Genomic DNA, 25,458 nt, shown 5'->3' on the forward strand with positions numbered 1-25,458 from the left:
AGCTAGTCCAGTACTTTGGGTACGCGGAAATAATCGGAGTCCTTGCGGGGCGCATTGCTCAGGCCAGCCTGGTGGCTCACCGTGTTGTGGGCCTCGTCGGGGCGCAGCACGTTTATCTCCTGGGAGAGGTGCACCAGCGGCTCCACATCATCCGTATTCAGCTGCCGCAGCTGGTCAACCCAGTCCAGAATCTTATTCAGGTCGCCCAGCATCTGCTGCTCTTTGGTGGCGTCGAATTCGAGGCGGGCCAAGTGGGCCAGGCCCCGGAGGGTGTTCAGGTCGGTACTCACAATACAGAAAAATAGAGTCGGGAGAAAGGCAAAAGTACAAAGTCCGGGGCGGGAGTTATGGCTCAGGCCGACGTCCGCTCCCGAACGGGCGGAGGGGCGGCCGTTACGGGGGCGCGGCGCCAGGTGCTGGCTTCCGGAATACCGCCGGCTTCGGGCCGCAGGGCACTGGCAATTATATCGTAGGCCTGCTGTTTGAGCGCCGGCGCATCGGCCACCGTGAGGCCCGTGGTAAAGAGGGGCGCGTGGACAATAATGGCCAGGGGTGAATAGCGTACCCGCAGGCCTGGAACATCGGGCATGAAGCGGTGGTTCAGGGGCATCGTAATTGGCACAACCGGCACCCCGGTGGCAATGGCCAGCTGAAAAGCGCCCTCCTTGAACTCATCCAGCTGCTGGCCGGGGTGCTTGCCAATGCGGCCTTCCGGGAAAATAACCACCGAGCGGCCGGCTTCCAGCGTACGGCGGGCCTGCACCATAGCCCGGCCCCGGCTCACGGCACTGTCCCGGTCGACGGTGATGTACACGCTGCCGAAAATTGGTCCCCAGAGCGGCACCGTTGCCAGGGAGCTTTTGCCGATGATGTTCAACCAGCCGGGAATGGTACGGAACAGCAGCAGAATATCGATGTAGGAGCTGTGGTTGGCTACGTACACGCAGGGCTGCGGCGCGGGCAGCGGCTGGTGGCGCACCGTTTCGATGGGCACGCCCCATAGTAGCATCGAAAACCGGCTCCAGGCGCGGTTCAGGGCGTGCAGGTAGCGGTGCCGCTGCGGACGTTGGCTCAGAAACCACTGCAGCGGGTACGTAACTACGAAGGGCATCACAAACCAGAAGGTAGCCCAGGTAGTGTACAGCCGGTGACCGATATAGCGAAGCAGGCGCAACATAGGCACAAAAGTACAGGGTAATGAATGGAAACCAGTAAAGCCCGCTAATCTGCAGCCGGCCACGTGAGCAACGCATGAACCCGCCCGCTGGTCGGCCCGCCTGGTTCAGATACCGAGCAGGCGAGCCGCTTTCAGCAAGGCCGCCACGCTGATGGCGTCGGTGATGCGCCCTTCCATAACGAGCTGCACGGCCTGCTGCAGCGGCAGCTTCCAGAGGCGCAGGTCCTCGGTTTCTTCCGGCTCCACCTCGCCCTGCTCCAGTTCCTGGGCCAGAAACACGTAGCCTTCCTCATCGGTCACGGAGTTGGAGGTGTGCAGGCGCATGATGTTGGTCCAGCGGTGGGCCAGCAGGCCGGTTTCCTCCTTCAGCTCCCGTTGGGCCGACTGCAGAATATCCAGTTCCACGGGGCCGCCGCCCATCGGAATTTCCCAGCTGTACTCCTGAAGCGTGTAGCGGTACTGGCCCACCAGCCAGGTATTGCCGTCGGCATCCACCGGAATAATACCCAGGGCTTTGTTCTTCATGGAAACCACCCCGTAGATGCCCGGGTTGCCGGCCGGGTTGGTAATCTGGTCTTCGCGCACCCTGATCCAGGGGTTCTGGTACTTTAGCTCGGAGCTGTGCACCTGCCAGGGGTTGTAGCTCTCGTCGATTTCGGGGGCTGAGGAAGCGGCCATGGGTAAGGTAGAGAATGCTTGGGTAGGGGCCAAAGGTACAGCCCGACCAGATGTGACGGGCAACAGATAGTCCCTCGCCGGGCGGAATCTGCCGTTGGCCGGGCATGATATAGCGTTTATCAAATAAAACGACCAAGGCCTACGCAATATTCTACCTTTGACTTACTAATTATTCAGCGCGTGTAGGGTTTATGGAAAGGAAGGCTCTTACCGCGTAGTGTTGGCCCCCGGCAAAAGGAGTAGGGTGGATGAATGGAATTTTGCCAGCCAATGCGACGGAAAAGGCCGCTGCCTCGGGCAGCGGCTTTTTTATTGCGGGTAGGCCAATGCCTGACCCGCAGCTCGGCTCCTGGCCCAAATCCTGTAGGCGCCCGAACTCAACCCTGGGCAAAATGGGTGCGTACCATTCCTTTGCCAGTCGTTCACATCCCGGCTGCTGCTCTCTTTGTGTATGGCCAATCAACCTAAAAACCACAACGCATCCGCTCAACCCGGCGACCCGCTCTTCAACCTGAAACACGCCGAAGCTGAATCGGCCCTGGTGCAGAATACCGGGGGGCTGGGCCCTACCTCAAACGAATACATTACCACGGACGAAGACGAAGACTTGGACGAAGGTCCCCGCGACAAGCAGGGTTTCCGTCGGGGCGAATCCTCCTCGCCCGAAACCGGCTCCACGGCTGGTCGTCACTGATAACGAAGCGAGACAACACTAAATAAGCAGAGAGGGGAGACTGTCGTTCCAAGGCTACGTGCCGGAACGACAGTCTCCCGTCTTCGTTTGTTGACTCACTCTTTATAAGAAGTATTTTTGCCCCATGTTACGTGTTTCCCATACGGGTGAGCTCCTGGAGGCGGGCCTCGATGAAGCCGGGCGGGGGTGCCTGGCCGGACCGGTGTTTGCCGCGGCCGTTATACTGCCGCCCGATTTTGCCCCTCAGTACCTGAACGATTCCAAGCAAATGACGGCCCGGCGCCGGGAAGTGGTACGCGCCGAAATCTGCCGGGAGGCCGTGGCCTGGGCCGTGGCTGAAGCATCGCCCGAGGAAATTGCCAGCCTCAATATTGCGCAGGCCAGCTACCTGGCCATGCACCGGGCAGTGGCGCAGCTGGCCGTGCCGCCCACGCACCTGCTGGTAGATGGCAACCGGTTTCGGGCGCACGCCACACTGCCACATACCTGCATTATTGGAGGAGATGGGTTGTACCGAAGTATTGCCGCGGCCTCGGTGTTGGCCAAAACGTTCCGCGACGAACGAATGGCTGCCCTGGCCGCCGAGCACCCGCAGTACGGCTGGGAGCAGAATGCCGGCTACCCTACCGCCCGGCACCGCGCTGCCATCCGGGAGTATGGCCCCACCACCCATCACCGCTTGGGGTTCCGGCTGTTGTAGAATAGAGTAACTGAGTAAGACCGGCTGTTATGCTGAGCAGAGCGAAGGACCTTATTGCACTTGGACGAGTCGTTGTTACGGTAGTCGTTCAAGTGCAATAAGGTCCTTCGCTCTGCTCAGCATGACAACTGGTCTTACTCTTACTCGGTTACTCCTTCAGCCGCAGCAGGTCCAGAAACAGGCTGAATCCGTCGACGGAAGTGCCACCCTCCCCGAAGCTTTCAAAGCTAAGCGGCTTAATGATGTAGCCACTTACGGCCAGATCCTGGGCTTTTAGCCGGTCGGTTTCCAGGTCGGAGGTAGTGGTGATGAATACATTAAGACCCACAAAATCGGGGTCGGAACGCAGGATTTCCAGGAGTTCCAGGCCGTTCATGCGGGGCATATTCAGGTCGAGCATCACCACGCTGGGCTTCGGAATGCGCTCCTGGCCACTTTCGCCCCGCAGCATGTTGAGCGCCTCACGTCCGTTGCGGGCCACATGCAGAGGTACGGTCACGTTGTGCTTGCGCAGCTCCCGCTGCACGTTCATAATATCCATCTGGTCATCTTCAACCAGTAGAATGCTGGGTTGGTCCGCTTCAGAGTTCATAAGTGAGTACACAGGATAATGGCCGCCAGCGGCAGGAGTGTATACGGTAATTACCGTGTTGCGGCGGAACTGAGGGCCTTATTTACTTGCACATCGGTACGTCGGTGGGGCTCCTTGGGCCAGGTAAAGATAAAAGTAGCTCCCTGTCCCTCAGTAGATTCTACGTGAATGGCCCCACCCTGACGCTCCACAATTTTCTTCACAATAGCCAGGCCCACGCCGGTGCTTTCCAGGGTGTCGCGCTCCGTGAGCGTCTGGAAGATGACGAAAATTCGTTCGTGGTATTCGGGGGCAATGCCGGGACCATTATCGGCAACCGAGAAGGTATAAAACTTAGGGCCCTCCACGCAGCCAATCCGGACTACGCCGCTTTCCGGATGGTGGTGGTACTTAACGGCGTTGCTGATGAGGTTGGTAAACACCTGCTGCAACTGTACGCGGTTGGTATGAATGGTAGGCAGATAAAACGGCAGCTCTACCTCAAAACCCGCGGGCAGCTCCAGGGAGTCGATGATTTCGCGCAGCAGCTGGCGCACGAACACGGCCTCATCCGCCTGGAGGGTACGCCCCACGCGGGCCAGGTCCAGAATGCCCGTAATCAGGTTTTCCATGCGACTCACGCGGGTTCGCATCAGCAGCAGAAACTCCCGGATGTGTTCGGGCAGGCTCTGGTCCATATCTTCCTCTATCCAGCGCGAAGCGGTTTCGATTCCCCGGAGCGGTGCTTTCAGATCGTGCGACACCACGTAGGCAAACTGGTCGAGCTCCTGGTTGCGGCGCTCCAGCTGCCGGATGTTGGTATTGATGGTATCCGTCATAACGTTCAGCGACTCGGTGAGGGTAGTCAGCTCATCGTCGGCGGTATCGTGGGCCTGGGTGGAGTAGTCGCCGCCGGCAATGCGCTGGGCTTGCTGCACCATTCCGCTAATGCGCCGGGAAAACAGCCGTACCATATAGGCGGCATACAGCAGCCCCAGAAAAATAGTGGCCAGCGTAATACTCACCGACAAAATGCGCGTTTCCCGGATGCTGCTCTGGAGCTTGGTGCGCTGCTTGATGCGGATATCGGCTTCTTCCTGATCAAACACGGCAAACAGCACCCGAATCTGGTCCATGAGGATTTTGCCGGTTAGGTCGGTGGTGAGGTTGCGGTGCTCAAGGCCGTCCAGGCCGGTTTGGTTGGGGTTGCGGCGCATGGCCTCCCGCTTCTCGCCAATCAGTAAATGGGAGTACGCTGCCCACTGCTGAAACAGGTACTGGGCCCGCACCATACGCTCATACTGCGGAGTACCCAGTGTCAGCTCGTTGCGCAACTGCGCAAACCGGCCCAGCAGGTTCCGCTCCCCCTCGTAGTAAGGGTCCAGCACCACCTCGTTGCCAATGAGCAGGTAGCCCCGGAAGCCGGTTTCCATGTCAATGATATTGCGCATGAGGGTGGTTGCCTCGCCCGTAATGCGCTGGGAACGTTCCACCCGCTGGGAGTTGCGCAGCACCGCTCGGGAGAGTTGGTAGTTGATGGCCACCACCGCCGCAAACAGCACGGAAATCACCAGGAAGCCCGCGAATAATTTGGTAGAGAGCTTAAACTTCATGCAGAAACGGCGGCGGAATGGAAGCAGTTAGGTGCCACTACGCGCGGCGGCTTCTATCGTACGCAACAACTGCATAATCTGATCGGCCAGGCGGTTAATTTCTGTGAGACCAGCAATGGCGGCATCCTGCTGACCCTGCTGCGCCATGTCCATCAGGCGGTTAGCTTCCTGATGAATTTTTATATGTACGGCGTCCAGCTCCCGGCTCTCGGGCAAATGGCCATAGCGGGCCAGAGCATAGCCGGTAATCCACTGACCAAATGAGCAGAGTGTTGGGTCGCGGATGGGGGCTTCGTCGGTATTGCTGCCGTAGAGAAAGGAGCGAAGCTTGGATTTAAAATGCAGATGCTTAATGCGCGCGGCGTCAAACTCCTGTTTCAGGTCATCGGTCATACGAAGAAGTATACGCCCACTGGTGCAAAAATGGCAGTAAAAAGGTCCGCCGGGGCCAGCCTGTAGCTCGACAGTTGCCGCAAAGATAACCCCGGATTGGGGTGATAGGCCGGGCATTATTGGCTACTTTCGCCCGGCCATTGCCGCTGCTTTACCGGTGGCACTTGGTTGTTCAACCTTCCCATTCTCACTCCACCCATGTCCGAGTCGCTCAAAACCGTTCCGCTCAATGATGTGCACCAGCAGCTCGGTGCCAAAATGGTACCCTTTGCCGGCTACAATATGCCCGTGCGCTACTCCTCCGACCTGGAAGAGCATCACACCGTGCGCCGGGCCGTGGGTATTTTCGACGTATCGCACATGGGTGAGTTTCGGGTGCGCGGGCCCCAGGCCCTGCCCCTCATTCAGCGCGTAACCAGCAACGACGCCAGCAAGCTCACGCCCGGCAAGGCCCAGTACAGCTGCCTGCCCAACCAGCAAGGCGGTATTGTGGATGATTTGCTGGTGTACATGCTGGCCGATGAGGACTACCTGCTGGTGGTCAACGCCTCCAACATCGACAAGGACTGGGCCTGGATTCAGCAGTTTAACACTGAGGGCGCCGAGCTGCAGAACGTGTCGGAGGAGATGAGCCTGTTTGCCGTGCAGGGCCCCAAAGCCACGGCCGCCCTGCAGGGCCTCACCAACGCCGACCTGAGCGCCATTCCCTACTACTCCTTCGTGCAGGGCACCTTTGCCGGCGCGCCCGACGTCATCATTTCGGCCACGGGCTACACCGGCGCGGGCGGGTTTGAGCTGTACGTGCCCAACCAGTACGCCCAGCAGGTATGGGAAGCCGTAATGACGGCCGGCCAGCCCTACGGCCTCAAGCCCATCGGCCTGGGGGCCCGCGACACGCTGCGTCTGGAAATGGGCTACTGCCTCTACGGCAACGACATCACCGACACCACCTCGCCCCTGGAGGCGGGCCTGGGCTGGATTACCAAGTTCACCAAAGACTTCACCAACTCTGAGGGCCTCAAAGCTCAAAAAGATGCCGGCGTAACGCGCAAGCTGGTGGGTTTCCTGATGGACGGCCCGGGTATTCCGCGCAGCCATTACCCGCTGGTAAACGAGGCCGGGGAGGTGATTGGGGAGGTAACCAGCGGCACCCAGTCGCCGAGCCTGAGCAAGGGCGTGGGCCTGGGCTACGTGCAAACCGAGCTGAGCAAGCCCGGTAGTCAGATTTTCGTGCAGGTACGCGGCAAAAACCTGCCCGCCACCGTTACCAAGCTGCCCTTCGTGCCTGGCACTGAGGAGGCGTAATACTTAACTCACCTGTCATCCTGAGCTTGCGAAGGACCTTATCACGTCAGCACGACCATCGGTTATACGACTCGTGCTGACGTAATAAGGTCCTTCGCAAGCTCAGGATGACAGCTTTTTGCTTGAATATGACCAATCAACTCCCCACGCTCGACGTGTGCTTCTCGCCCGAGCTGCTGCCGCTGTACGACCTGCGCGGTAAGGTGGCCGTGGTGGTGGACGTGCTGCGGGCCACCAGCAGCATCGTCACGGCGCTGGCCCAGGGCGTCACACATCTGATACCGTTCAGTGAGCTGGAGGCGTGTCGGGCACAGGCCACGGCCGGCTACCTCACCGCCGCCGAGCGGGACGGCCGCCAAGCCGAGGGCGTGGACCTGGGGAACTCGCCTTTTGGTTACCTGGATGGGGTGGTGCCAGTGCGGGACCGGGCGGTGGCCATTACTACCACCAACGGCACCCGGGCCCTGCACCTATCTGCGGCTGCCGATGAAATTGTGGTGGGGGCCTTTCTGAACCTCGGGGCCGTGGCTGACCACCTGCGCCAACTGCAGAAGGACGTGGTAGTAGTGTGCGCCGGCTGGAAAGGCAAGTTCTGCCTCGAAGACACCTTGTTCGGCGGGGCACTGGCCGCCCGTCTGCAAGCCGATTTCGACACCACCGGCTCCGATGCCACTCTGGCCGCCCTCGACCTGTGGCGCGCCGCCGAACCCGACCTGACCGGCTACCTGCTGAAGTCCTCCCACGTACGCCGCCTCAACAGCCTCGAAGCCCACAAAGACATGGAGTTCTGCATCCGCCAAGACGAGTACCAGCTGGTGCCTATCTTCGACGGCTCACGAATTACCGCGGATTTGCATTGATTTCCACGGATTTAGTGGCCGATTGTGGCACATGCTTTAGCTTGTGCCGTACCCCGAATCCTGCTCAGAAATAGTGCTATCAACAAAAGAGACTTGCCACACGGCAAGCCTCTTTTATTATCATTCGGATCTACTTTGTGGTACACTGCACAAGCTAAAGCATGTGCCACAATCGGCCACTAAATCCGTGAAATCCGAAAAATCCGGCTAAATCCGTGATTAGTGGTTGAACTGGGCTTCCTCGGTGCTACCGATTAGGGCGGCAGTGCTGGCCTGGCCGCTGGTTACCACGTTCTGCACGGCGTCGAAGTAGCCGGTACCTACAAAGGCCTGGTGCTTTACGGCCCGGAAGCCCTGCTGCTGCAGGGCAAACTCCCGCTGCTGCAGCTCGGAGTAGCCGGCCATGCCCCGCTCCCGGTAGGCCGTGGCCAGCTCGAACATGCTGGTGTTGAGGGCATGGAAGCCGGCCAGGGTAATGAACTGAAACTTGTAGCCCATAGCCGCCAGCTCCTCCCGGAACGTGCTCATTTCCTGCGGGCTCAGCTTGGCAGCCCAGTTGAACGAAGGCGAGCAGTTGTAGGCCAGCAGCTTGCCGGGAAACTGCGCGTGGATGCCCTCGGCAAACTGGCGGGCCTGCTCCAGGTCGGGGTGGGAGGTTTCCATCCAGATGAGGTCGGCGTAGGGAGCGTAGGCTAGGCCGCGGGCAATGCCAGCCTCCACGCCGCAGCGCACCCGGAAAAAGCCTTCGGAGGTTCGCTCGGCTTCCTGCAGCACGAAGGGCTGGTCGCGCGGGTCCACGTCGGAGGTGAGCAGGTCGGCGGCGTCGGCGTCGGTGCGGGCTACTACCAGCGTGGGTACGCCCAGTACATCGGCGGCTAGGCGGGCGGCTACCAGCTTGTTGATGGCTTCCTGGGTAGGCACCAGCACCTTGCCGCCCAGGTGCCCGCACTTCTTGGCCGAGGATAGTTGGTCTTCGAAATGCACTCCGGCGGCCCCGGCCTCTATCATCATCTTCATCAGCTCAAAGGCGTTCAGGTTACCCCCAAACCCGGCCTCGGCATCGGCCACAATGGGCACCAGCCAGTGTACCTCCCCCTCGCCCGACACGCTCTGGATCTGGTCGGCGCGGAGCAGGGCGTTGTTGATGCGGCGCACCACGTTGGGCACCGAGTCGGCGGGGTAAAGGCTTTGGTCGGGGTACATGTGGCCGGCCCCGTTGGCGTCGGCCGCCACCTGCCAGCCGCTCAGGTAGATGGCCTTCAGCCCCGCCTGCACTTCCTGAATGGCCTGGTTACCCGTAAGCGCGCCCAGGCCGGCCACATATTCCTCGGAAAGCAACTGCTGCCAGAGCCGTTCGGCCCCGCGCCGGGCCAGTGTGTACTCCACCTGCACCGAGCCGCGTAGCTTCAGCACATCCGCTGCCGAATACGGCCGCTCAATTCCTTTCCAGCGCGGGTTGCTGGCCCAATCCTGTTGTATGGCGGCAATTTGTTCCTGCTTGTTCATGGCGGTAAATGGGTTAGGGAAATAGGGAAAAGTGAAGGCAAAGAGGTAGCTGCCCGCTGCAAAAAGCGGGTTGCGAAAGGCAAAAGCAGAGGGATACGACTAAGGCCCCAGGGCTTCAGCCCTGGGGGCCGGGCTAATTGAGCTGCTCGTAGGCGGGCACCGTCAGAAACTCAACGAACTGCTCACTCATCACCATCCGGTCGAAGAGGCGGGCCGCTTCCAGGTAGCGGCCGGCTTCGTAAGGCTCGGGCCCTACCTGGGCTTTGATGTGGGCCAGCACCTCTGGCACTAAGCTACGGTAGAGCTCCACCGTCACGGGGCGGCCATCGGCCAGGGTGGTGCCGGGCGTGTGCAGCCACTGCCACACCTGGGCCCGGCTGATTTCGGCGGTGGCGGCGTCTTCCATCAGGTTATAAATCGGCACGCAGCCGTTGCCCCGCAGCCAGGATTCCAGGTACTGCACTGCCACATCAATGTTCAGCCGCAGGCCGGCCTCGGTGATGGGGCCCTCGGGGGCCCGCACCAAATCCTGCGCCGCTACCTGCACGTCCTCACGCTTATTGGTAATCTGGTTGGGCTGGGGCATCAACTCATTGAACACATCCAGGGCTACCGGCACCAGGCCGGGGTGGGCTACCCAGGTACCATCGTGGCCGTTGCGGGCCTCCCGAATTTTGTCCTGGCGTACTTTCTCCAGGGCGGCCTCATTGGCTTCCGGGTCGTGTTTGATGGGAATCTGGGCGGCCATACCGCCCATGGCGTGCACACCCCGGCGGTGGCAGGTCTGGATAACCAGCTGGGAGTACGCCGCCATAAACGGCACCGTCATGGTTACGTCGGCGCGGTTGGGCAGGCGGAACTCCGGCCGCAGCCCCAGCCGCTTGATGTAGCTGAAGATATAGTCCCACCGCCCGCAGTTCAGGCCCGCCGAGTGTTCCCGCAGTTCCCACAGAATTTCGTTCAGCTCAAAAGCGGCCGGCAGGGTTTCAATAAGTACCGTGGCTTTGATGGTGCATTTCGGCATCTTCATCGACCACTGCGCAAATCCAAACACGTCGTTCCAGAGGCGGGCTTCCAGGTGGCTTTCCAGTTTGGGGAGGTAGAAATAAGGCCCACTACCCCGGGCGCACAGCTCATGGGCATTGTGGAAGTAGTACAGCCCAAAGTCGAACAACGCGGCGCTGATGGGCTCCCCGTCCACCAGCACATGCTTTTCCACCAAGTGCCAGCCCCGGGGCCGCACCATCAGCACGGCCGTTTTCTCATTCAGGCGGTACTCTTTGGCGGGTGTGCTCAGGGAAATCGTGCCCCGTACGGCGTCGCGCAGGTTGCGCTGGCCCTCCACCACGTTGGCCCAGGTAGGGGAGTTGGAGTCCTCAAAATCGGCCATGAACACCTTGGCTCCCGAGTTGAGGGCATTGATAATCATTTTGCGCTCCACCGGGCCGGTAATTTCCACCCGCCGGTCCAGTAAGTCGGCAGGCAGCGGAGCCACCGTCCAGGGCTTCTCCCGGATCAGGCGGGTTTCGGGCAGAAAATCGGGGAGCTTGCCGGCATCCAACTCCTGCTGCCGCTCCTCACGCCGCTTTAGCAGAGCCCGGCGCGTAGCATCGAAGCGCCGATGCAGCTCGGCTACGAAGGCCAGGGCCGAGGGCGTCAGTATCTCAGCGTACTCTGCTGTGTATGCGCCAAGCACTTTCACCCGCTCGGGTGTGAGGTAAGTGGGGGACAGCATGGTTTGCGGTTCGGCGAAGAGCGACATAAGCAAAGCGGATTTAGGAGTGACAGAAGATGAGCAGGTGTTCAGACTGAACAGACCAAACATAGTGAAGCGAATTTTATCAAACAAGCGAAAATTCGCTAATTTTTTAGAACCGGCTCAGAAGCGTAGATTTGCAGGTTTTCCAAGTAGAAGTGGCTGAGCCTGTAGGGCATCAGCCGCTTTCCGTCAGTAGTAGACTAGCTATGTTGAGTCACGGTCAGGTGGTCCGGTTGATTTTTGGGTTGAAGCTGCGCGAGTTGCGGCAGGAGCGAGGCTTTACGCCCGCCGAGCTGGCCCGTGCCTGCGACGTATCAGTGTCGTACCTCAATGAGATTGAGAAGGGCAAGAAGTACCCCAAAGCGGATAAAATTCTGAGCTTGAGCAAGGTGCTGGGGGTTAGCTACGACCAGCTAACCTCACTCACCCTCAGCCGCCGCCTCGAGCCCATTTCCGAACTGTTGCAGTCGGATTTGCTGAAGGAGTTTCCCCTGGATATGTTCGGGCTGGACCCCTTGCGCATTGTGGAGCTCATTGCCGACGCGCCGGCCAAGATGAATGCCTTCATCAGCACGCTCTTCGAAATAGCCCGCAACTATGAGATGCGTCAGGAAAACTTCTTCTTGGCCGCGCTCCGCTCCTTCCAGGAGATGCACGACAATTATTTCGAGGAGTTGGAGCAGGATGTGCGCACGTTTCTGGTGGAGCACAAGCTCAACGCTGCTGCTCCCTTCGACCGGTTGCAACTAGAGCGGGTGCTGGGCCACAAATACGGGTACACCGTTGACCGCACCGGCCTGGATGAGTACGTGCACCTGGGGCGCCTGCGCTCCGTGTTCCAGCCAAAGTCGCGGCGGCTGCTGCTGCGCCAGGGCCTGAGTGGTGCCCAGGAAGGCTTTGTACTAGGGCGGGAGGTAGCCTTCAACTACGTGGGCCTGAAAGAGCGGCCCTACGTGAATGCCTCTTTTCCGGTGCGCTCATTTGAGGAGGTGCTCAACAACTTCAAGGCCAGCTATTTTGCCGGGGCCCTGCTAATGGAAGAGGAAGCCCTGGTGCGGGACCTCACGCGCTTCTTCAACGCCAAAAAGTGGGAGCCCACGCTGCTGCTGGATCTGCTCACGAAGTATGCCGTGTCGCCTGAAATGTTCATGCAGCGCATTACCAACCTGCTGCCGCGCCACTTCGGCATTCAGAGCCTGTTCTTTCTGCGCTTCGACCAAGCCAATTCCTCGGCGGCCTACAAGCTTACCAAGGAGCTACACCTTTCGCGCCTGCACAATCCCCACGGCAACGAGCTGCATGAGCACTACTGCCGCCGCTGGATTTCCCTGCGCCTGATTGCTGAACTGCGCCAGCAACCTGCCACTCATGCCCCTAACTATACGCTGGGGGCCCAACGCTCCTTGTACCCTAACGGCGACGAGTACCTGTGCCTGACGCTGGCCCGGGCGGGTTCCGCTACCGAGCCCGCCGTAAGCGTAACCGTAGGCCTGCTCTGCGACGACAACCTGCGCCAGAAAATCCGCTTTCTTGACGACTCGGCCATTGTATTGAAAGAAGTGAACGAGACCTGTGAGCGGTGCACCATCCCGAACTGCGAAGTACGCGCCGCCGCCCCCATTGAAATTGAGCGCCGCCAGCGCCAGCAGGAGCTGGAAGCCGCCGTGGCGGCCCTGGTGAATCAGTAATATGTGAATTATGAATGTTGGATTATGAGTTATGAGAGAGGGGGTTATTCAGGTAAAATCGTATGACTTTGCTTCACGTATTGTAAAGGCGTATCGGTATCTGACGGCTGAGCAAAAGGAATTTGTGCTCTCCAAGCAACTGTTGCGAAGCGGGACTTCTATTGGGGCTAACGTGGAGGAAGCAATGGCCGGTAGTTCCCGGGCTGACTTTGCCAATAAGCTGGCTATTGCCGCGAAAGAGGCCCGGGAAACTCGCTATTGGCTTCGTCTTTTGCACGACAATGCGTATTTGCCGGAATCCGCATTTGCTTCCCTGGAAGCACAATGCTCGGAGTTGATCAAAATACTGAACAGTATTCTGCTGACCACTAAAAACGGCAAACCCAGTCAGGATTCGCCGTCCGATCCGGCGGTATAGTTGCTGGTGTAGTATCCGTGTGGCTAGTATGTTTCACCGGCCCGCACCTGCTGAAAGTGTCGCCCTTAATTCATCATGCATAACTCATCATTCATAATTTGACGACTTCCCGTCGCTTCTGGCTGATTTTTCTGCTGACTCTGAGCCTGACCGTGTTGGCGGGGCTGGGTGCGGCGTGGTACGTGCTCTGGAAGCCTAACGTGCGGTACTCAGCGTTTGGGCCGGCTTACCTGTACATCCGCACGGGCACCGGCTACGAGGCCGTGCTGGACTCCTTGCGCAAGTATGAGTTGCTGCACGATGAGGCCACGTTTGATAGGGTAGCTCGCTGGCAGAATTACCCGGCGCGGGTACAGCCGGGGCGCTACTTGCTGCGGCCGGGTCTGGGCAACCGGGCCCTGGTGGAACTGCTGAGCCGGGGTGAGCAGGACACGGTGGCTTTCACTCTCGACGCCTTCAAGTACAAGCCGCAGCTGGCCCGGCAAGTTGCCCGCCAGCTCGAAACGGATTCGGTAAGCCTGCGCCGGCTGTTGCAGGATAACGCCGACTTGCAGCGCCGCTACCAGCTCGATACAACCTCTATTCTGACCCTGTTTTTACCGGGGGCTTACCGTTTGCTCTGGAACACCTCGGCCCGGCAGTTCCTGGATTCGGCCGCCGCTACCCACCGCCGCTTCTGGACGCCGGAGCGCCGCCGCCGCGCCGATTCGCTGGGCCTGAGCCCTGCTGAGGTGCACGTGTTGGCCAGCATCGTGCAGCGCGAAACCGCTCAGAAAACCGATAAGCCGCTCATTGCCGGGGCTTACCTCAACCGCCTGCGCCGCGGAATGCGCCTCCAGGCCGACCCCACGCTGCTCTGGGCCATCGGCAATTTTGGGGTGAAACGGGTGTTGAACAAGGACAAGCTGGTGGATTCGCCCTACAACACCTACAAGCACAAGGGGCTGCCGCCCGGTCCCATCACTTCGGCTAACCGCCAGAGTCTCGACGCGGTGCTGAAGCCGGCCCGGCACAACTACGTGTTTTTCTGCGCCCGCCCCGGCGGCAGCGGCTTTTCTGACTTCGCCGAAACCTTCGCGGAGCACAAGAAAAACGCCCGCCGCTACCAGCACTGGCTCGACAGCCTGGGAGTGAAGCGGTGATGAGATGATGGCGGGATTAGGTGACAGGTAGCAAGTGAACCGTCAGGCAGAAGTAGGCAGCGCATCAAGCCAGGAGCTGAAGCAACTTGCATACTGAGGTTGGAATACTCTGGCGCCATCAGCACGTGAAATTCCTCGGCTCCGCTCCGCATGACCTGTTGCCTGTTCCCTCATACTTTTATCACCCCTCACCTCGTCCTCAATTCCCTCAACATTCAGCTGAATTCCAGCTACCTTTGCAGCCTATTATCCGAAAAACTGCCTGCATGACGCGACGTTTCCTCTCCGTTGGTTTTTTATTTCTTTCCAGTGCAGCCCTGGCGGGCGGGTTCCAGAACGGCCCCCAAAGCGCCCGGCTGGTGGGCCTGGGCGGTGCCGCTACTGCCTATGCCCGCGATGCGTCGGCCATTTTTTATAATCCCGGCATTCTGGGGCATCTGGATTCGCTTACGCACCTGAGCTTTGGTGGGCTGGGCACGGCCCGCACCACCTCGTTTCTGGGAGCCGATTCGCGCCGGCAGACGGTACAGGACTTTACCATTCAGCCGGGAGGCTACTTCTACGCCACCCACCCGGTTTCCGACCGGTTTAAGGTGGGCCTGAGCATCAACACTCCCTTCGGCTATGATACCCGCTGGCCCGATCAGTGGGAGGGTAGTAGCCTGGTGCGCTCGGCCAGCCTCCGCACGGTGTACGTGCAGCCTACGGCAGCCTTCAAAGTCAACGAGAACTTCAGCCTGGGAGCCGGCTTCATCTACGCCTACGGGAAACTGAAGCGGGAGCGGGGCCTGGGCCAGTACGACGACCTGGGGGCTACGGCCCGTTACGAGGCCAGCGGCAGCGGCATTGGCTATAGCGTGGGCATGTACGGCCGCACCGGCGACGACCTGTCGTTTGGCATTAGCTACCGGGGGCCGGTTGCGCTGAAAATGGACAACGGCACGGCCGAGTATACCAACATTCCGGCTCTGGATGCCAGCCGCTACCCGGCTAGCTCCAGCTTCGCTACCCGCCTGAAGCTGCCCTCCGGGCTAGCTGTGGGCCTGGCCGACCAGATGACGAAAAATCTGCTGGTTACCTTCGATTTTACGCTTACCGGCTGGAGCAGCTACGACTCACTCAACTTCCGCACCGAGGCCGGCCCGCACGTGCGAACCGGCCGCCGCTATGAAGATGCCATGTCGTTTCGGGTGGGCGGGGAGTATACAGTTTCCAACGACTTGCTGCTGCGGGCAGGTGTGAGCTACGACGAAACGCCCATCCGCGACGAATACATTTCGCCGGAGCTGCCCGATGGCAACCGGCTGGGCGGCTCGCTGGGCGCCAGCCTACGCCTGAACCGGCTGCTGCTGGACCTGGGCTACGGACTGGATGTAACCGGCAAGCGCACCGCCCGCGTGAATCGCACCCAATATCAGTCGCCGAACATTGCGGGTACCTACCGCACCCTGGTACACACATTGTCGGCCGGGGTTTCCTACTCGTTTGGCTCCAAGAACTAACTGCTCCGGCCTTTTCTCATGCACCTGCACCGTTTTTCTCTGCGTTCCGCCGTACTGCCACTGGCTTTCGGCACTTTGCTCGCTGGCTGCACCCCCGACCAATCGGAGCCCACGCCAAACGCGGGTACTCTGGATGTGGCCAAGTACCTGGCCGTGGGCGACGGCTATACCGCCGGCCTCAGCGACGGGGGCCTGACAGCTACCAGCCAGGAATACGCCTACCCAGCCCTGATTGCCCGGCAGATTATCCGCCTCAACCCGGAGGCCAGCTTCACACAGGGGCTGCTGCCGGCGGGTACTGGCACCGGCTACCTCACGCTACGGGGTATTGATGACCGGGGCCTGCCGCAAACCAGCCGCGTAACGCGCGGCCGGGCCGTGCGCGGCAGCTTCTTTGCCAACCCTACGGCCTGTGGCGGACCTGATACTACGTTTCTGTACGCTCAAGCGGCTTCGTCGCCGCTCAGCCAGAACCTGGGCGTGCCGGGCCTGGGCCTCACCCAGATAGAAGTAGCTGGCCTAGGCAACACGGCCAACCAGAGCCGTACGGGCTCCTTCAACCCCTACTTCGAGCGGCTGCTGCCTGCCAACGACAACCGCACTTATCTGCAGGCAGTAACTGATGCCTCCGCTTCGGCTTCGTTCTTCACCTTCTTTATGGGGTTGGGTGATGCCCTGCCGTACGTACTGAGCGGGGGCGAATGTGGGAGCTTTCCGAATACGACCACGCTGAACGCCAACGCGAAAAAGGTGCTGGACCGCCTCACCAGCAACAGCCGTAAGGGCGTAATTGCGCTGCTGCCCACGCTCCAGAACCTGCCGGTACTGCGCCTGGGCGGCAAAGACGGCATCCGGAGGACGCTTACGCAGGGTGCCAGCCCCGATTCCATCTATGTGCGCTCGGCCCCGGCCAACGTGGTGCGCGCCATTGATGCCGGCGACTTTATTCTGCCGGCTGGTCTGGCCCGCCTGGGGGCGGCCGAGCAGATAACGCTGCCCAACGGCACCACCGTAACAGCCCGCTATGGCCTGAGCAAACGCAACCCCCTGGTGCGCCGCGACGTGCTGGATTACTTTGAGTTCAGCCGGGTAAACTCACCGCTGGTTGCGCTGAATACGGAGCTGGACCGGCTGGCCAAAACTGTGTACAAGCTGCCCACCGTAAACCTGGACGATGAGCTGTTTACCCAGGTGAACCGCCGTATTTCAGTAAACGGGGTGGAATATTCCTCGGAGCCGGTGCGGGGTAATTTCTACTCGCTGGATTTGTACTCTCTCACTCCCCGCGGTAATGCCTTGCTGGCCAACACTTTCATCAAGGTCATCAACGCAAATTATCAGGCAAATATCCCGTTCGTGGACCCTAACTCACTGCCGACTACGGCCCGCCCGCAGTAGGTTCTCAACCGACGAACAGTAGCAAGGCCCTGCTTCGGTGGGGCCTTGTTGCGTTTTTGGCAACCCCAACGTTGCCGAAGCGGCGTACTACAGCGGCAACAGGCGTAGCTGAAGCGAATCGTGGGCGGCGGTTTGTTGCCGCTGCAGCGTTTCGGCGTAGCCCAGGCCGGTAAACTCCGAATGCTCCAGGAACAGCAGGGGGGAAGTCAGCATCGGCTCCGGCCAGGCGGCCACGGGCTGTTGCTGCCGGAGTTTCTGGAACCGTGGCACATTGGCTACCCGCCAGTAGCTGTCCAGCAGCACGTAGCGGAAGCCCTGGCGCTCTAGGTCTTGCAACTGCTGTTCGTCGTTTACTGCCCTGACCGTGTGAGCGGGCATCCAGAAAGGCGCAAACCCCAGCCCCACGGTGCTGGCAACCGGACTTGCGCCGTTGCCTTTCAGCCAAGCCGCCAACGCCGGGTAGTTGGTGGGCGAGTAGGCGTAGATTTCGCGCTGAATCCGGTGCATATTCAGGCCGATGGCCGCCAGCAGCAGCCCGGCCAGCAGGGGCGCCGGCAGCCGCCGCAGTTGCAGCAGGGCCAGCGCGTACCACAGCCCGTAGGCCCACAGCAGCCCCCGCGGCGCTTTCACCAGCAACGACATGCCGGCCAGCAGGCACCAACCCCAGCTGGCCAGATACAGCTCGGGCGGTAGGGCCATTCCGCGCCGGGTCCGCCGCAGCTGCCAGAGCGGCCCCAGCAGCCCCACCCACACCAGTCCCGATTCAAAATCCTGGAGGTAGCGCAGGTAGTACAGAAAATCGGGGTGGAGCGTGGCGGCCCGGCCGGCGGCATTGGCGGCATCGGGGAAAGCAATTTTGTAGTAGATGGCCGGCCACAGGTACCAAGGCAAGCCAGCGGCAACGCCCACGGCCCCGAGCACCATGTAGGGTAGCATCAGCAGCGCCAGCACCTGCCACCACGTGCCCCTGCGCCGCCAGAGCCCGTCGGCCTGCCACCACTCCAGCACCGCCAGAATGGGCAATGTGAGCAGGAATTTATAGTTGAAGCAGAGCCCCAGCACCAGCCAACCTACGGCGCGGTACAGAGTGCGGGCCGCGGGCTGCTGCAGGCGCCGGTAGTAGGCCTCCAGCAACCCGGCAAAGCACACCAGGCTCCAGGAACTCATGGTAAAATCCCGGCCCGAGAAAGTCAGAAATACGCTGGTACCCATGAGCAGCACCAGCAAGCCGGTTTGCCAGCCGGGCAGGCGGAAGGTACGGGCCACAAAGCCGGCCAACATGCCCAGGGCCACCACGGCCACCAAGGCGTTAAGGTGCTGAAATACCCGGTAGTTGGTGGTGAGCCAGGCCACCGGCGCGTACACCAGCGCAAACAACGGGCTGCCGTGATGAAACAGGTGCTGGAGCTGCCCCTGGGCTACTTCCTGCACAATCTGCCAGTTCCGCACCGAGTCGTAATCGGGCAGGGCGGCGGCGGCCAGGCCGTACAAACGTACGGGTACCAGCAACGCCAGGGCCGCCAGCAGCCAGAGCCGCTGCGAATACGCCGAAAAGGAGGGGAGAGACGGTGGCAACAGTAGCAGCGGAAAACAGCCGGAGCAGCCGGCAGTGGGGTATGTAGCCCCCGAATATTGCCGATTCCGACCAATTCCAGCGTACTTGCACCCTAGTTTAAGCTCCTAAGTGCCCATACCTCTTTCCCTTTTGTTGTTTATGCGTGTTGTTGTGCAGCGTGTGCGGGAAGCCCGCGTAACCGTGGAGGGCCGCGTAACCGGCCAGATTGGGGCGGGGCTGCTGGTGCTGGCCGGTTTTGCCCCTACCGATACCCCCGCTGACCTCGACTGGATGGCCCGCAAGCTGGTGCAGATGCGGATTTTTTCGGATGAAAAGGGTAAAATGAACCGCTCGGTGCAGGATGTTGAGGGGGAAATACTGGTGGTAAGCCAGTTCACCCTACTCGCTGACGCCCGCAAAGGCAACCGACCCAGCTACACCGGGGCCGCGCCGCCGCCTGTTGCCATTCCGCTCTACCAGCAGTTCGTGCAGCAGATAGGCCACCTGCTGGGGCGGCCGGCAGCCACCGGCGAGTTCGGGGCCGACATGCAGGTGGAACTCCTCAACGACGGACCGGTTACAATTGTGCTGGACTCGGTTTGATGGGTGGTTGTTGGTTGTTCTGGACTTGCGCAGGAAGTGTTGACGAGTAACCAGCTGACGCCAACGCGACTTCTGCCCACCTCCGCAAAACCCTCTGCGCCTGCGGCGGTGAACCATTTGAATGGAGGCGTTTAACCATCCAGAAAGCCCTCCGCACTGTTCAGGACAACAAAACAACCCCAAATCAACAATCCACCATGACCATCGAAGAAGCCCAGCAAACCGTCGACCACTGGATCCGGACCACCGGGGTGCGGTATTTCAATGAGCTGACCAATATGGCCATGCTCACCGAGGAAGTCGGGGAGGTGGCCCGCATCATTGCCCGCCAGTACGGGGAGCAATCCTTCAAGGAATCCGACAAAGACAAGGTGCTGGCTGATGAGCTGGCCGATGTGCTATTTGTGGTGATTTGCCTGGCCAACCAGACCGGCGTAAACCTCACGGAAGCCTTACAGCGCAACCTCACCAAGAAAACCCAGCGCGACGCCACCCGGCACCAGAAAAACGAAAAGCTGCACTGAATCTACAGATGCCCGCCGATGTGGTGGATGACGCAGGTTTATTCGGCACAGACAGCCCGGCTTGTCCTAGAGCGTGTGGATCATCACACAGCTTAGTCAGGTAGCACTGTTTAGCCGCAGGTCAGAGAGTGTAAATACAGCAGGCCGCCCATTATGGGCGGCCTGCTGTATTAGGAATAGCATCAACAGAAAAAAATCTGCGTTATCCCTTCATCTGTGATTCAGAAGGGCTGGGCAATCAGCTGAAAATCCAGGTTGTGCTTGTGGGCCGTTTCCAGCAGCAGCGCCCGTTGCCAGGGCCGCAACGACTGGTCGGCACCCAACTCCACGATGTCGGCAATAAGCCGGTTGCTGAGTACCAGGTTGGCCATAATTGGGCTGTGGTCTTCGGCCAGGTGGGTTTTCAGGGCCATCAGCAGCGCCTCGCGGGCGTCGGCCTGGGCGGCTTTGGCTCCGGTCAGGCGGCGCCGGAATGGGAAGCGCCTCTGCTCAGCGGGCGTAGCGGGTTCCGGGGCCCGGTCCTCGGTGGCCAGGTTCACCAGGCGCTCGGCAAAGGGGCTGCGCTTGAGTTCCGGGTGCAGACCCGGGGCATTGCGCAAGTGGCCGGAGCTGGTAACCGGCAGGCGCGTAAGTTCGGCCAGCCGGTCGTTGCTGGCTACCATGTACGTTGGCCGGTCGATGTAGCGGGCTACTTCATCGCGCAGCAAAAACAGGTCCCGGAACATCGGCAGCTCCTGGGGCTGAATCCGGTATTTGCCGGCCAGACGCAGGTAAGGCCGCTCGTCGCGGGTGTAGCGCACTTCCTCCAGGGCTTCGTTTTCCTGCGCGGCCCAGGCGGTGCGGCCCAGGGCAGCCAGCTTAGCCTCCAGCCGGTCCGTCAGCTCAAACAGGTACAATACGTCGTTGGCGGCGTACTGCATCTGAGCCTCCGTGAGGGGGCGTTTCAACCAGTTGGATTTTTGTTCGCCTTTGTCTACCTCAAGGCCCAGCTCCTGCTGAATCAGGCGGCCCAGGGAGATATTGTTGTCGGCCTCGGCCAGTAGAGTATACTGCACGCTGGTATCTACAATATTGCGCACGTGCACGTTGTAGAGCTCATCCAGCAGCAGAATATCGGACTTGCAGCTGTGGAATACCTTGGCCACCGCCGGGTCGCGCAGGATGGTCCAGAGGGGTTCCAACTCCTGGGCTGGGTTGGTGAGGGCCAGCGGGTCGATGAGGTATACTAAATGACCATCAAAGAGTTGGATCAGGGCCAGATTGCGCCCGTAGCGGTGGCGCATGTCATCAAACTCCAGGTCGATGGCGACGCGGGGCTGCGCTTGAAGAGCTTGTACGGCCTGTAGAACGGCAGCGGCATCGGTGATATACTGGATATCAGGCATTAAATACAGGCGGTCGAAAAGTGAAATGCTGAAAAGAGGGCAGCAAGTTGAGGTAAAGGTAGGAAGCGGGTACTTCTGAAACCAGCCAGCCAGCCCATGAGGCCAGGTACCAGCCGGGCGGCCAGAAGTAGGTTTTGCTCCCGGGTGGGTTATTCGTCTTCCTCGGTGAGGTGGCTGAAATCCAGCGTGGGAGCCAGCCGTAGCGCCTCCCGAATCACGTCGTCCATCAGCGGCTGGGAGTCGGCATCCAGGGTCCGCTCGAAGAGGTGCAGCAGCTGTTCCCCTTCCTCATTCACGTACAAATCGGCGTAGAGGCGCTCAAACGTAGCCGCATCTTTCTGAATGGTACTGTCGATGGCGCTAACCGAAGGCGCTTTCAGGGCCCGGTGCAGCACGTCCAGCACAGTGCGGGCCTCCTCCAGGTCGCCAAGGTCGGAGAGAAGCTTCATCAGGGCCAGGGCTACGCCCAGGCGCACCCGCTCGAAGCGGAAGGCAATATCGGCGGGGTCGGCCTGCTCGAACGCCCGGTACGCTGCCAGGGTTGTGGCAGAGAGGTAGCGGGTGGCATCGGCCGGCTGGGGAAAGGCCAGCTGCAAGAGCCGCTGGTAAGGAGGAACAAGCATAGGGAGCACCTAAAGGCCAACTTTACAGCGGTTGGCAAAATATAATTGGGGCCTTCTGTAACCCCACAGCACAAAGGTACGATTGTGTAAGGTGAAGCCGTTAAACAAGCTCTCTTGTCGGACGGTTTGTGCCTTACTTTTCATCTCTCTCCCCACAATGATGACGCACAAGGAAAAATGGTTGGTTTTTGCCCCGACGGGGTTGGTTGTGATTGGACTAGGTAGCTGCCTGATACAATGGGCTGCCGACAAAAAACGCAACGGCCACCCGACTGCCGAATGGGTGGCAGCCGGTACAGCCGCCCTCACCATCTTCAATGCCGGTATCAGCCTGTTTGGTCGCGGGGTAGTGGAGAAAGTGAAGTATGATCTATATGAGAAAACCAAAGACCTGGATTATGCCAACGTGGCCCGGCTGTAGCTTGGCAAGGGCTGCATAAGCGAGGTTAGCGGAGAGTCTGCGGATCATTTCAGAAAGCCGAAGCCGCTTTTGGGCAGCAGTAACTGCAGATGGGGAAAGGACCCTGACTGGGTGAGGTAGTGGTAAAGGATATTTCAAACTGGCCCGGCTGTTCCTTACTGCCGGGTTTTCCGCTTTCTTTGGTTTCCAGTTTCTGCACCGCCTGCTGTGTCGGGCCAACCCGCTTTTCGCTCGTGCTACCTACTCCTCGTTTTACCAGTGTTGCCTGGCTGTTTTTGTTGTTGTTGTTGTGGGCGCCGTGTGCCGCTGCTCAATCTGATACCCCTGCCGATGGGCCGCTGCTGACGCCCCGCCAGTTTTTGGGCTACGAGTTGGGCACCCGTTTCACCCCGCACGCCGAACTGCTGCGCTACGTAGCGCACGTGGTGCAGCACAGCCCCGGCCGCCTGAAACAGCAGCGCTATGGCCGCACCTACGAAAACCGGCCGCTGGAGCTGGTGTACGTGGCCACCCCCGAAAACATGGCCAAGCTGGAGGATATCCGCCGCAACAACCTGCGCCTGGCTAGTCTGGAAGATGGCTCGGCGGCTACCAACCAGCCCGCTGTGGTGTGGCTGAGCTACAATGTGCACGGCAACGAGGCAGTATCCTCGGAGGCCGTGATGCAGGTGCTCTACGACCTGGCCGACCCGCAAAACCAGCAGGTACAGCAGTGGCTGCAGAACCTGGTCGTCATCGTGGACCCCTGCGTGAACCCCGACGGGCGCGACCGGTACGCGCAGTGGTACAACCGCGTGGCCAACCAGCGGCCCAATGCTTCGCCCCTGGGCTGGGAGCACCATGAGCCCTGGCCCGGTGGCCGCTACAACCATTATTACTTCGACCTGAACCGGGACTGGGCCTGGCAAACCCAGCAGGAAAGCCGGCAGCGCATTGTAGTGTATAACCAATGGCTGCCGCAGGTACACGCCGACTTCCACGAAATGGGGCCCAACAACCCCTACTACTTCTCGCCGGCCGCCAAGCCCTTTCATGCCGACCTGACCGAGTGGCAGCGCAAGTTTCAGAACATTATCGGCGACTATAACCGCCGCGTGTTTGATAAGAATAACTGGCTCTACTTCACCCGCGAAACCTACGACCTGTTTGCTCCCTTCTACGGCGACACCTGGCCCAGCTTCAACGGGGCCATTGGCATGACTTATGAGCAGGGTGGGGGCGGCCCGGCTGGCCTCAGCTACCTGAAAGCCGACGGCGACACGCTCACCCTGGCCCAGCGCATCGAGCACCACCACGCCACCAGCCTGGCCACCATGCAGGCCGCCGCCGAACGACACAAGGAGCTGGTGCGGGAGTTTCAGAAGTTTTACACCGATGCCCGCACCAAGCCCCGGGGCGAGTACAAAGCTTACGTGCTGGCCGGCTCCTCCGACCCTGGCCAAGTGCGCGCCCTTACCCAGTACCTCGACCGGCAGCAGATCAGCTACGGCTTTGCCACCAAGCGCAGCCGGCAGCCGGGCTATAACTACACTACCGGCAAAACGGAAAACGTGCAAGTTGAGCCCCGCGACGTGGTCATTAGCATGTATCAGCCCAAATCGACGCTGGTAAAGGTGCTGTTTGAGCCCCAGGCCCAATTGGAAGACTCGCTCACCTACGACCTTACGGCCTGGTCCCTGCCCTACGCCTTCGGGTTGAAAGGCTATGCTCTGAAAAACCAGGTACAAACCACCAGCTCCCGGCCCGCCGTGGCTACGGTGGTGGAGAAAGGCGGCAAGCTGGCTCCAGCTCTCCCAAGCCAACAACCAACAACCAACAACCAACAACCCAACACGCCCTACGCCTACCTGGCCCGCTGGAACAACCTGCAGGATGTACGCTTTCTGAGCCGGCTGCTGCAACAGGGGGTGAAAATTCGGGTGGCTGAGGAGCCGTTTGAAACCGAGGGCCAGAAATACCAGCGGGGTACCCTCATTATTCCGCGTACCGGCAACGAGCGGCTAGGAACCCGCTTCGACCAATTGGTACACGCTCAGGCCGACTCGGCCGGCGTACTGGTGCAGGCCGTGCAGTCGGGCCTTTCCACCACGGGCGGCGACCTGGGTTCCCGCTCGGTACGGCCCCTGAGAATGCCTAACGTGGCTATTCTGGCGGGTACTGGGGTGGATGCCACTGCCTTCGGCGAGGTCTGGCACTTCTTCGAGCAGCAGGTAGGCTACCCGGTTACCGTGCTAGGTACCGATTACTTCAACAGCGTGCCGCTCAGCAAATTCGATGTGCTCATTCTGCCCGACGGCCGCTACGATGAAGTACTTACGGACCGGGGGCTGGAAAACGTGAAGGCCTGGGTGCGGGGCGGGGGCCGCCTGATTGCGCTGGAAGGAGCCGCGCGCTTTCTGGCTGGCTCCAAAGATTTTCTGCTCAAGCCCAAGCCCGCCGACTCAGCCGCCATTAGCCGTAAAGCCAGCCCCTACACCGCCCTGCGCCGCTACGCCGATGCTGAGCGAGAGGAAATAGGAGAGCGGGTGCAGGGCAGCGTATACCGGGTGCAGTTGGATAACACCCACCCATTGGCCTTCGGGTACGGCGACACGTACTACGCCCTGCTGCGCGACGTGCCCAACTACCGTTTTCTGCCCAAAGGTGGCTGGAACGTAGGTGTGTTGAAGAAAGACAGCTACGCCGCCGGCTTTGCCGGCCGCAAGGCCCAGCGTGCCCTCACCGACAGCTTCGTACTGGGTACTCAGGACCTGGGCCGGGGCCAGGTAGTCTACCTCGGCGACAACCCCCTGTTCCGGGCGTTCTGGCAGGGTGGCAAGCTGCTGTTCGGCAACGCCGTATTCCTGGTGGGCCAATAAAACCACTGCTTCCACGGATTTTCCGCGGATTTCGTGGCCGTTTTGTTTTTGCACAAAAAAGGCTTGCTACAGAGCAAGCCTTTTT

The 25,458-nt window shown here is 60.3% G+C and carries 24 protein-coding genes; 13 read left to right on the forward strand and 11 right to left on the reverse strand.

From position 1 onward, the window contains the following. Positions 1–2 precede the first annotated feature (2 nt). From gatC to EI290_RS19970, 3 genes are all read right to left on the reverse strand, one after another. A complete protein-coding gene (gatC, locus tag EI290_RS19960; RefSeq protein ID WP_125433413.1) occupies positions 3–290 on the reverse strand; it encodes an Asp-tRNA(Asn)/Glu-tRNA(Gln) amidotransferase subunit GatC in 288 nt (95 codons plus the stop codon). A gap of 62 nt (positions 291–352) precedes the next feature. Next, positions 353–1,177, reverse strand: coding sequence for a lysophospholipid acyltransferase family protein (locus tag EI290_RS19965; protein ID WP_125433414.1), 825 nt, complete (start codon positions 1,175–1,177; stop codon positions 353–355). Positions 1,178–1,282: 105 nt separating this feature from the next. After that, positions 1,283–1,855 carry an NUDIX domain-containing protein gene (locus EI290_RS19970; RefSeq protein ID WP_185817085.1) on the reverse strand — a complete coding sequence of 191 codons (573 nt, stop codon included), beginning with the start codon at positions 1,853–1,855 and terminating at the stop codon, positions 1,283–1,285. A 451-nt stretch (positions 1,856–2,306) separates the two neighbouring features. Here EI290_RS19970 and EI290_RS19975 point away from each other — a divergent pair, with 451 nt between their 5' ends. Then, positions 2,307–2,549 carry a hypothetical protein gene (locus tag EI290_RS19975; protein WP_125433415.1) on the forward strand — a complete coding sequence of 81 codons (243 nt, stop codon included), beginning with the start codon at positions 2,307–2,309 and terminating at the stop codon, positions 2,547–2,549. A 124-nt stretch (positions 2,550–2,673) separates the two neighbouring features. Further along, the gene (locus EI290_RS19980) at positions 2,674–3,249 is read left to right on the forward strand and encodes a ribonuclease HII (protein ID WP_125433416.1); all 576 of its coding nucleotides are present in this window, start codon (positions 2,674–2,676) and stop codon (positions 3,247–3,249) included. 148 nt (positions 3,250–3,397) lie between these two features. Here EI290_RS19980 and EI290_RS19985 read toward each other — a convergent pair whose 3' ends face one another. The 3 genes from EI290_RS19985 to EI290_RS19995 are packed head-to-tail and all read right to left on the reverse strand — an operon-like array spanning position 3,398 to position 5,826. Next, complete coding sequence (locus EI290_RS19985) at positions 3,398–3,841, reverse strand: response regulator (RefSeq protein ID WP_125433417.1); 444 nt, start codon at positions 3,839–3,841, stop codon at positions 3,398–3,400. A 50-nt stretch (positions 3,842–3,891) separates the two neighbouring features. Beyond that, complete coding sequence (locus EI290_RS19990) at positions 3,892–5,433, reverse strand: sensor histidine kinase (protein WP_125433418.1); 1,542 nt, start codon at positions 5,431–5,433, stop codon at positions 3,892–3,894. Positions 5,434–5,460: 27 nt separating this feature from the next. Then, a complete protein-coding gene (locus EI290_RS19995) occupies positions 5,461–5,826 on the reverse strand; it encodes a CZB domain-containing protein (protein WP_185817086.1) in 366 nt (121 codons plus the stop codon). Positions 5,827–6,024: 198 nt separating this feature from the next. On the opposite strand from EI290_RS19995, the gene gcvT reads away from it, so the two are divergent. Next, positions 6,025–7,131, forward strand: a complete 1,107-nt coding sequence (gcvT, locus tag EI290_RS20000; RefSeq protein WP_125433420.1) for a glycine cleavage system aminomethyltransferase GcvT — start codon at positions 6,025–6,027, stop codon at positions 7,129–7,131. A gap of 128 nt (positions 7,132–7,259) precedes the next feature. Next, the gene (locus EI290_RS20005) at positions 7,260–7,991 is read left to right on the forward strand and encodes a 2-phosphosulfolactate phosphatase (protein WP_125433421.1); all 732 of its coding nucleotides are present in this window, start codon (positions 7,260–7,262) and stop codon (positions 7,989–7,991) included. 219 nt (positions 7,992–8,210) lie between these two features. Here EI290_RS20005 and aceA read toward each other — a convergent pair whose 3' ends face one another. Next, on the reverse strand, positions 8,211–9,497 hold the full coding sequence (aceA, locus tag EI290_RS20010; protein ID WP_125433422.1) for an isocitrate lyase: 1,287 nt from the start codon (positions 9,495–9,497) through the stop codon (positions 8,211–8,213). Positions 9,498–9,630: 133 nt separating this feature from the next. After that, the gene (aceB, locus tag EI290_RS20015) at positions 9,631–11,259 is read right to left on the reverse strand and encodes a malate synthase A (protein ID WP_125433423.1); all 1,629 of its coding nucleotides are present in this window, start codon (positions 11,257–11,259) and stop codon (positions 9,631–9,633) included. A 203-nt stretch (positions 11,260–11,462) separates the two neighbouring features. On the opposite strand from aceB, the gene EI290_RS20020 reads away from it, so the two are divergent. From EI290_RS20020 to EI290_RS20040, 5 genes are all read left to right on the forward strand, one after another. Continuing rightward, positions 11,463–12,944 (forward strand): helix-turn-helix domain-containing protein, encoded by a 1,482-nt coding sequence (locus tag EI290_RS20020; RefSeq protein ID WP_125433424.1) that lies wholly within the window; start codon positions 11,463–11,465, stop codon positions 12,942–12,944. 31 nt (positions 12,945–12,975) lie between these two features. Next, positions 12,976–13,362 carry a four helix bundle protein gene (locus EI290_RS20025; RefSeq protein WP_125433425.1) on the forward strand — a complete coding sequence of 129 codons (387 nt, stop codon included), beginning with the start codon at positions 12,976–12,978 and terminating at the stop codon, positions 13,360–13,362. Between the two features lie 98 nt (positions 13,363–13,460). Beyond that, complete coding sequence (gene mltG / locus EI290_RS20030; protein WP_185817087.1) at positions 13,461–14,504, forward strand: endolytic transglycosylase MltG; 1,044 nt, start codon at positions 13,461–13,463, stop codon at positions 14,502–14,504. Between the two features lie 266 nt (positions 14,505–14,770). Continuing rightward, positions 14,771–16,006 carry an OmpP1/FadL family transporter gene (locus EI290_RS20035; RefSeq protein ID WP_125433427.1) on the forward strand — a complete coding sequence of 412 codons (1,236 nt, stop codon included), beginning with the start codon at positions 14,771–14,773 and terminating at the stop codon, positions 16,004–16,006. Positions 16,007–16,024: 18 nt separating this feature from the next. Beyond that, positions 16,025–17,404: a hypothetical protein gene (locus EI290_RS20040; protein WP_125433428.1), complete on the forward strand. Its 1,380-nt coding sequence runs from the start codon at positions 16,025–16,027 to the stop codon at positions 17,402–17,404. An 87-nt stretch (positions 17,405–17,491) separates the two neighbouring features. Here EI290_RS20040 and EI290_RS20045 read toward each other — a convergent pair whose 3' ends face one another. Continuing rightward, positions 17,492–18,979 (reverse strand): ArnT family glycosyltransferase, encoded by a 1,488-nt coding sequence (locus tag EI290_RS20045; RefSeq protein ID WP_125433429.1) that lies wholly within the window; start codon positions 18,977–18,979, stop codon positions 17,492–17,494. Positions 18,980–19,118: 139 nt separating this feature from the next. Between EI290_RS20045 and dtd the strand changes: the two genes are divergently transcribed. Both dtd and EI290_RS20055 read left to right on the forward strand, forming a co-directional pair. After that, on the forward strand, positions 19,119–19,562 hold the full coding sequence (dtd, locus tag EI290_RS20050) for a D-aminoacyl-tRNA deacylase (protein WP_125433430.1): 444 nt from the start codon (positions 19,119–19,121) through the stop codon (positions 19,560–19,562). 197 nt (positions 19,563–19,759) lie between these two features. Next, the gene (locus EI290_RS20055) at positions 19,760–20,086 is read left to right on the forward strand and encodes a nucleotide pyrophosphohydrolase (RefSeq protein WP_125433431.1); all 327 of its coding nucleotides are present in this window, start codon (positions 19,760–19,762) and stop codon (positions 20,084–20,086) included. A gap of 221 nt (positions 20,087–20,307) precedes the next feature. On the opposite strand, the gene EI290_RS20060 is transcribed toward EI290_RS20055, so the two are convergent. Continuing rightward, the gene (locus tag EI290_RS20060) at positions 20,308–21,471 is read right to left on the reverse strand and encodes a ribonuclease D (RefSeq protein ID WP_125433432.1); all 1,164 of its coding nucleotides are present in this window, start codon (positions 21,469–21,471) and stop codon (positions 20,308–20,310) included. A gap of 149 nt (positions 21,472–21,620) precedes the next feature. Beyond that, on the reverse strand, positions 21,621–22,094 hold the full coding sequence (locus EI290_RS20065) for a hypothetical protein (RefSeq protein ID WP_125433433.1): 474 nt from the start codon (positions 22,092–22,094) through the stop codon (positions 21,621–21,623). Between the two features lie 157 nt (positions 22,095–22,251). Here EI290_RS20065 and EI290_RS20070 point away from each other — a divergent pair, with 157 nt between their 5' ends. After that, entirely contained in the window at positions 22,252–22,515 is a 264-nt protein-coding gene (locus EI290_RS20070) for a hypothetical protein (RefSeq protein ID WP_125433434.1), read from the forward strand. Positions 22,516–22,748: 233 nt separating this feature from the next. Continuing rightward, the gene (locus tag EI290_RS20075) at positions 22,749–25,373 is read left to right on the forward strand and encodes a M14 family metallopeptidase (RefSeq protein ID WP_125433435.1); all 2,625 of its coding nucleotides are present in this window, start codon (positions 22,749–22,751) and stop codon (positions 25,371–25,373) included. Positions 25,374–25,458: the final 85 nt, after the last annotated feature.

It is taken from the genome of Hymenobacter metallilatus (assembly GCF_003944705.1).
In the GTDB taxonomy this organism is placed as follows: Bacteria; Bacteroidota; Bacteroidia; order Cytophagales; family Hymenobacteraceae; genus Hymenobacter; species Hymenobacter metallilatus.

Bases quoted from the DNA above. Each gene is read 5' to 3' on its own strand.
- EI290_RS19965 (WP_125433414.1), bottom strand. From the start codon at position 1,177: ATGTTGCGCCTGCTTCGCTATATCGGTCACCGGCTGTACACTACCTGG.
- EI290_RS19970 (WP_185817085.1), bottom strand. From the start codon at position 1,855: ATGGCCGCTTCCTCAGCCCCCGAAATCGACGAGAGCTACAACCCCTGG.
- EI290_RS19975 (WP_125433415.1), top strand. From the start codon at position 2,307: ATGGCCAATCAACCTAAAAACCACAACGCATCCGCTCAACCCGGCGAC.
- EI290_RS19980 (WP_125433416.1), top strand. From the start codon at position 2,674: ATGTTACGTGTTTCCCATACGGGTGAGCTCCTGGAGGCGGGCCTCGAT.
- EI290_RS19985 (WP_125433417.1), bottom strand. From the start codon at position 3,841: ATGAACTCTGAAGCGGACCAACCCAGCATTCTACTGGTTGAAGATGAC.
- EI290_RS19990 (WP_125433418.1), bottom strand. From the start codon at position 5,433: ATGAAGTTTAAGCTCTCTACCAAATTATTCGCGGGCTTCCTGGTGATT.
- EI290_RS19995 (WP_185817086.1), bottom strand. From the start codon at position 5,826: ATGACCGATGACCTGAAACAGGAGTTTGACGCCGCGCGCATTAAGCAT.
- gcvT (WP_125433420.1), top strand. From the start codon at position 6,025: ATGTCCGAGTCGCTCAAAACCGTTCCGCTCAATGATGTGCACCAGCAG.
- EI290_RS20005 (WP_125433421.1), top strand. From the start codon at position 7,260: ATGACCAATCAACTCCCCACGCTCGACGTGTGCTTCTCGCCCGAGCTG.
- aceA (WP_125433422.1), bottom strand. From the start codon at position 9,497: ATGAACAAGCAGGAACAAATTGCCGCCATACAACAGGATTGGGCCAGC.
- aceB (WP_125433423.1), bottom strand. From the start codon at position 11,259: ATGTCGCTCTTCGCCGAACCGCAAACCATGCTGTCCCCCACTTACCTC.
- EI290_RS20020 (WP_125433424.1), top strand. From the start codon at position 11,463: ATGTTGAGTCACGGTCAGGTGGTCCGGTTGATTTTTGGGTTGAAGCTG.
- EI290_RS20025 (WP_125433425.1), top strand. From the start codon at position 12,976: ATGAGAGAGGGGGTTATTCAGGTAAAATCGTATGACTTTGCTTCACGT.
- EI290_RS20035 (WP_125433427.1), top strand. From the start codon at position 14,771: ATGACGCGACGTTTCCTCTCCGTTGGTTTTTTATTTCTTTCCAGTGCA.
- EI290_RS20040 (WP_125433428.1), top strand. From the start codon at position 16,025: ATGCACCTGCACCGTTTTTCTCTGCGTTCCGCCGTACTGCCACTGGCT.
- dtd (WP_125433430.1), top strand. From the start codon at position 19,119: ATGCGTGTTGTTGTGCAGCGTGTGCGGGAAGCCCGCGTAACCGTGGAG.
- EI290_RS20055 (WP_125433431.1), top strand. From the start codon at position 19,760: ATGACCATCGAAGAAGCCCAGCAAACCGTCGACCACTGGATCCGGACC.
- EI290_RS20060 (WP_125433432.1), bottom strand. From the start codon at position 21,471: ATGCCTGATATCCAGTATATCACCGATGCCGCTGCCGTTCTACAGGCC.
- EI290_RS20065 (WP_125433433.1), bottom strand. From the start codon at position 22,094: ATGCTTGTTCCTCCTTACCAGCGGCTCTTGCAGCTGGCCTTTCCCCAG.
- EI290_RS20070 (WP_125433434.1), top strand. From the start codon at position 22,252: ATGATGACGCACAAGGAAAAATGGTTGGTTTTTGCCCCGACGGGGTTG.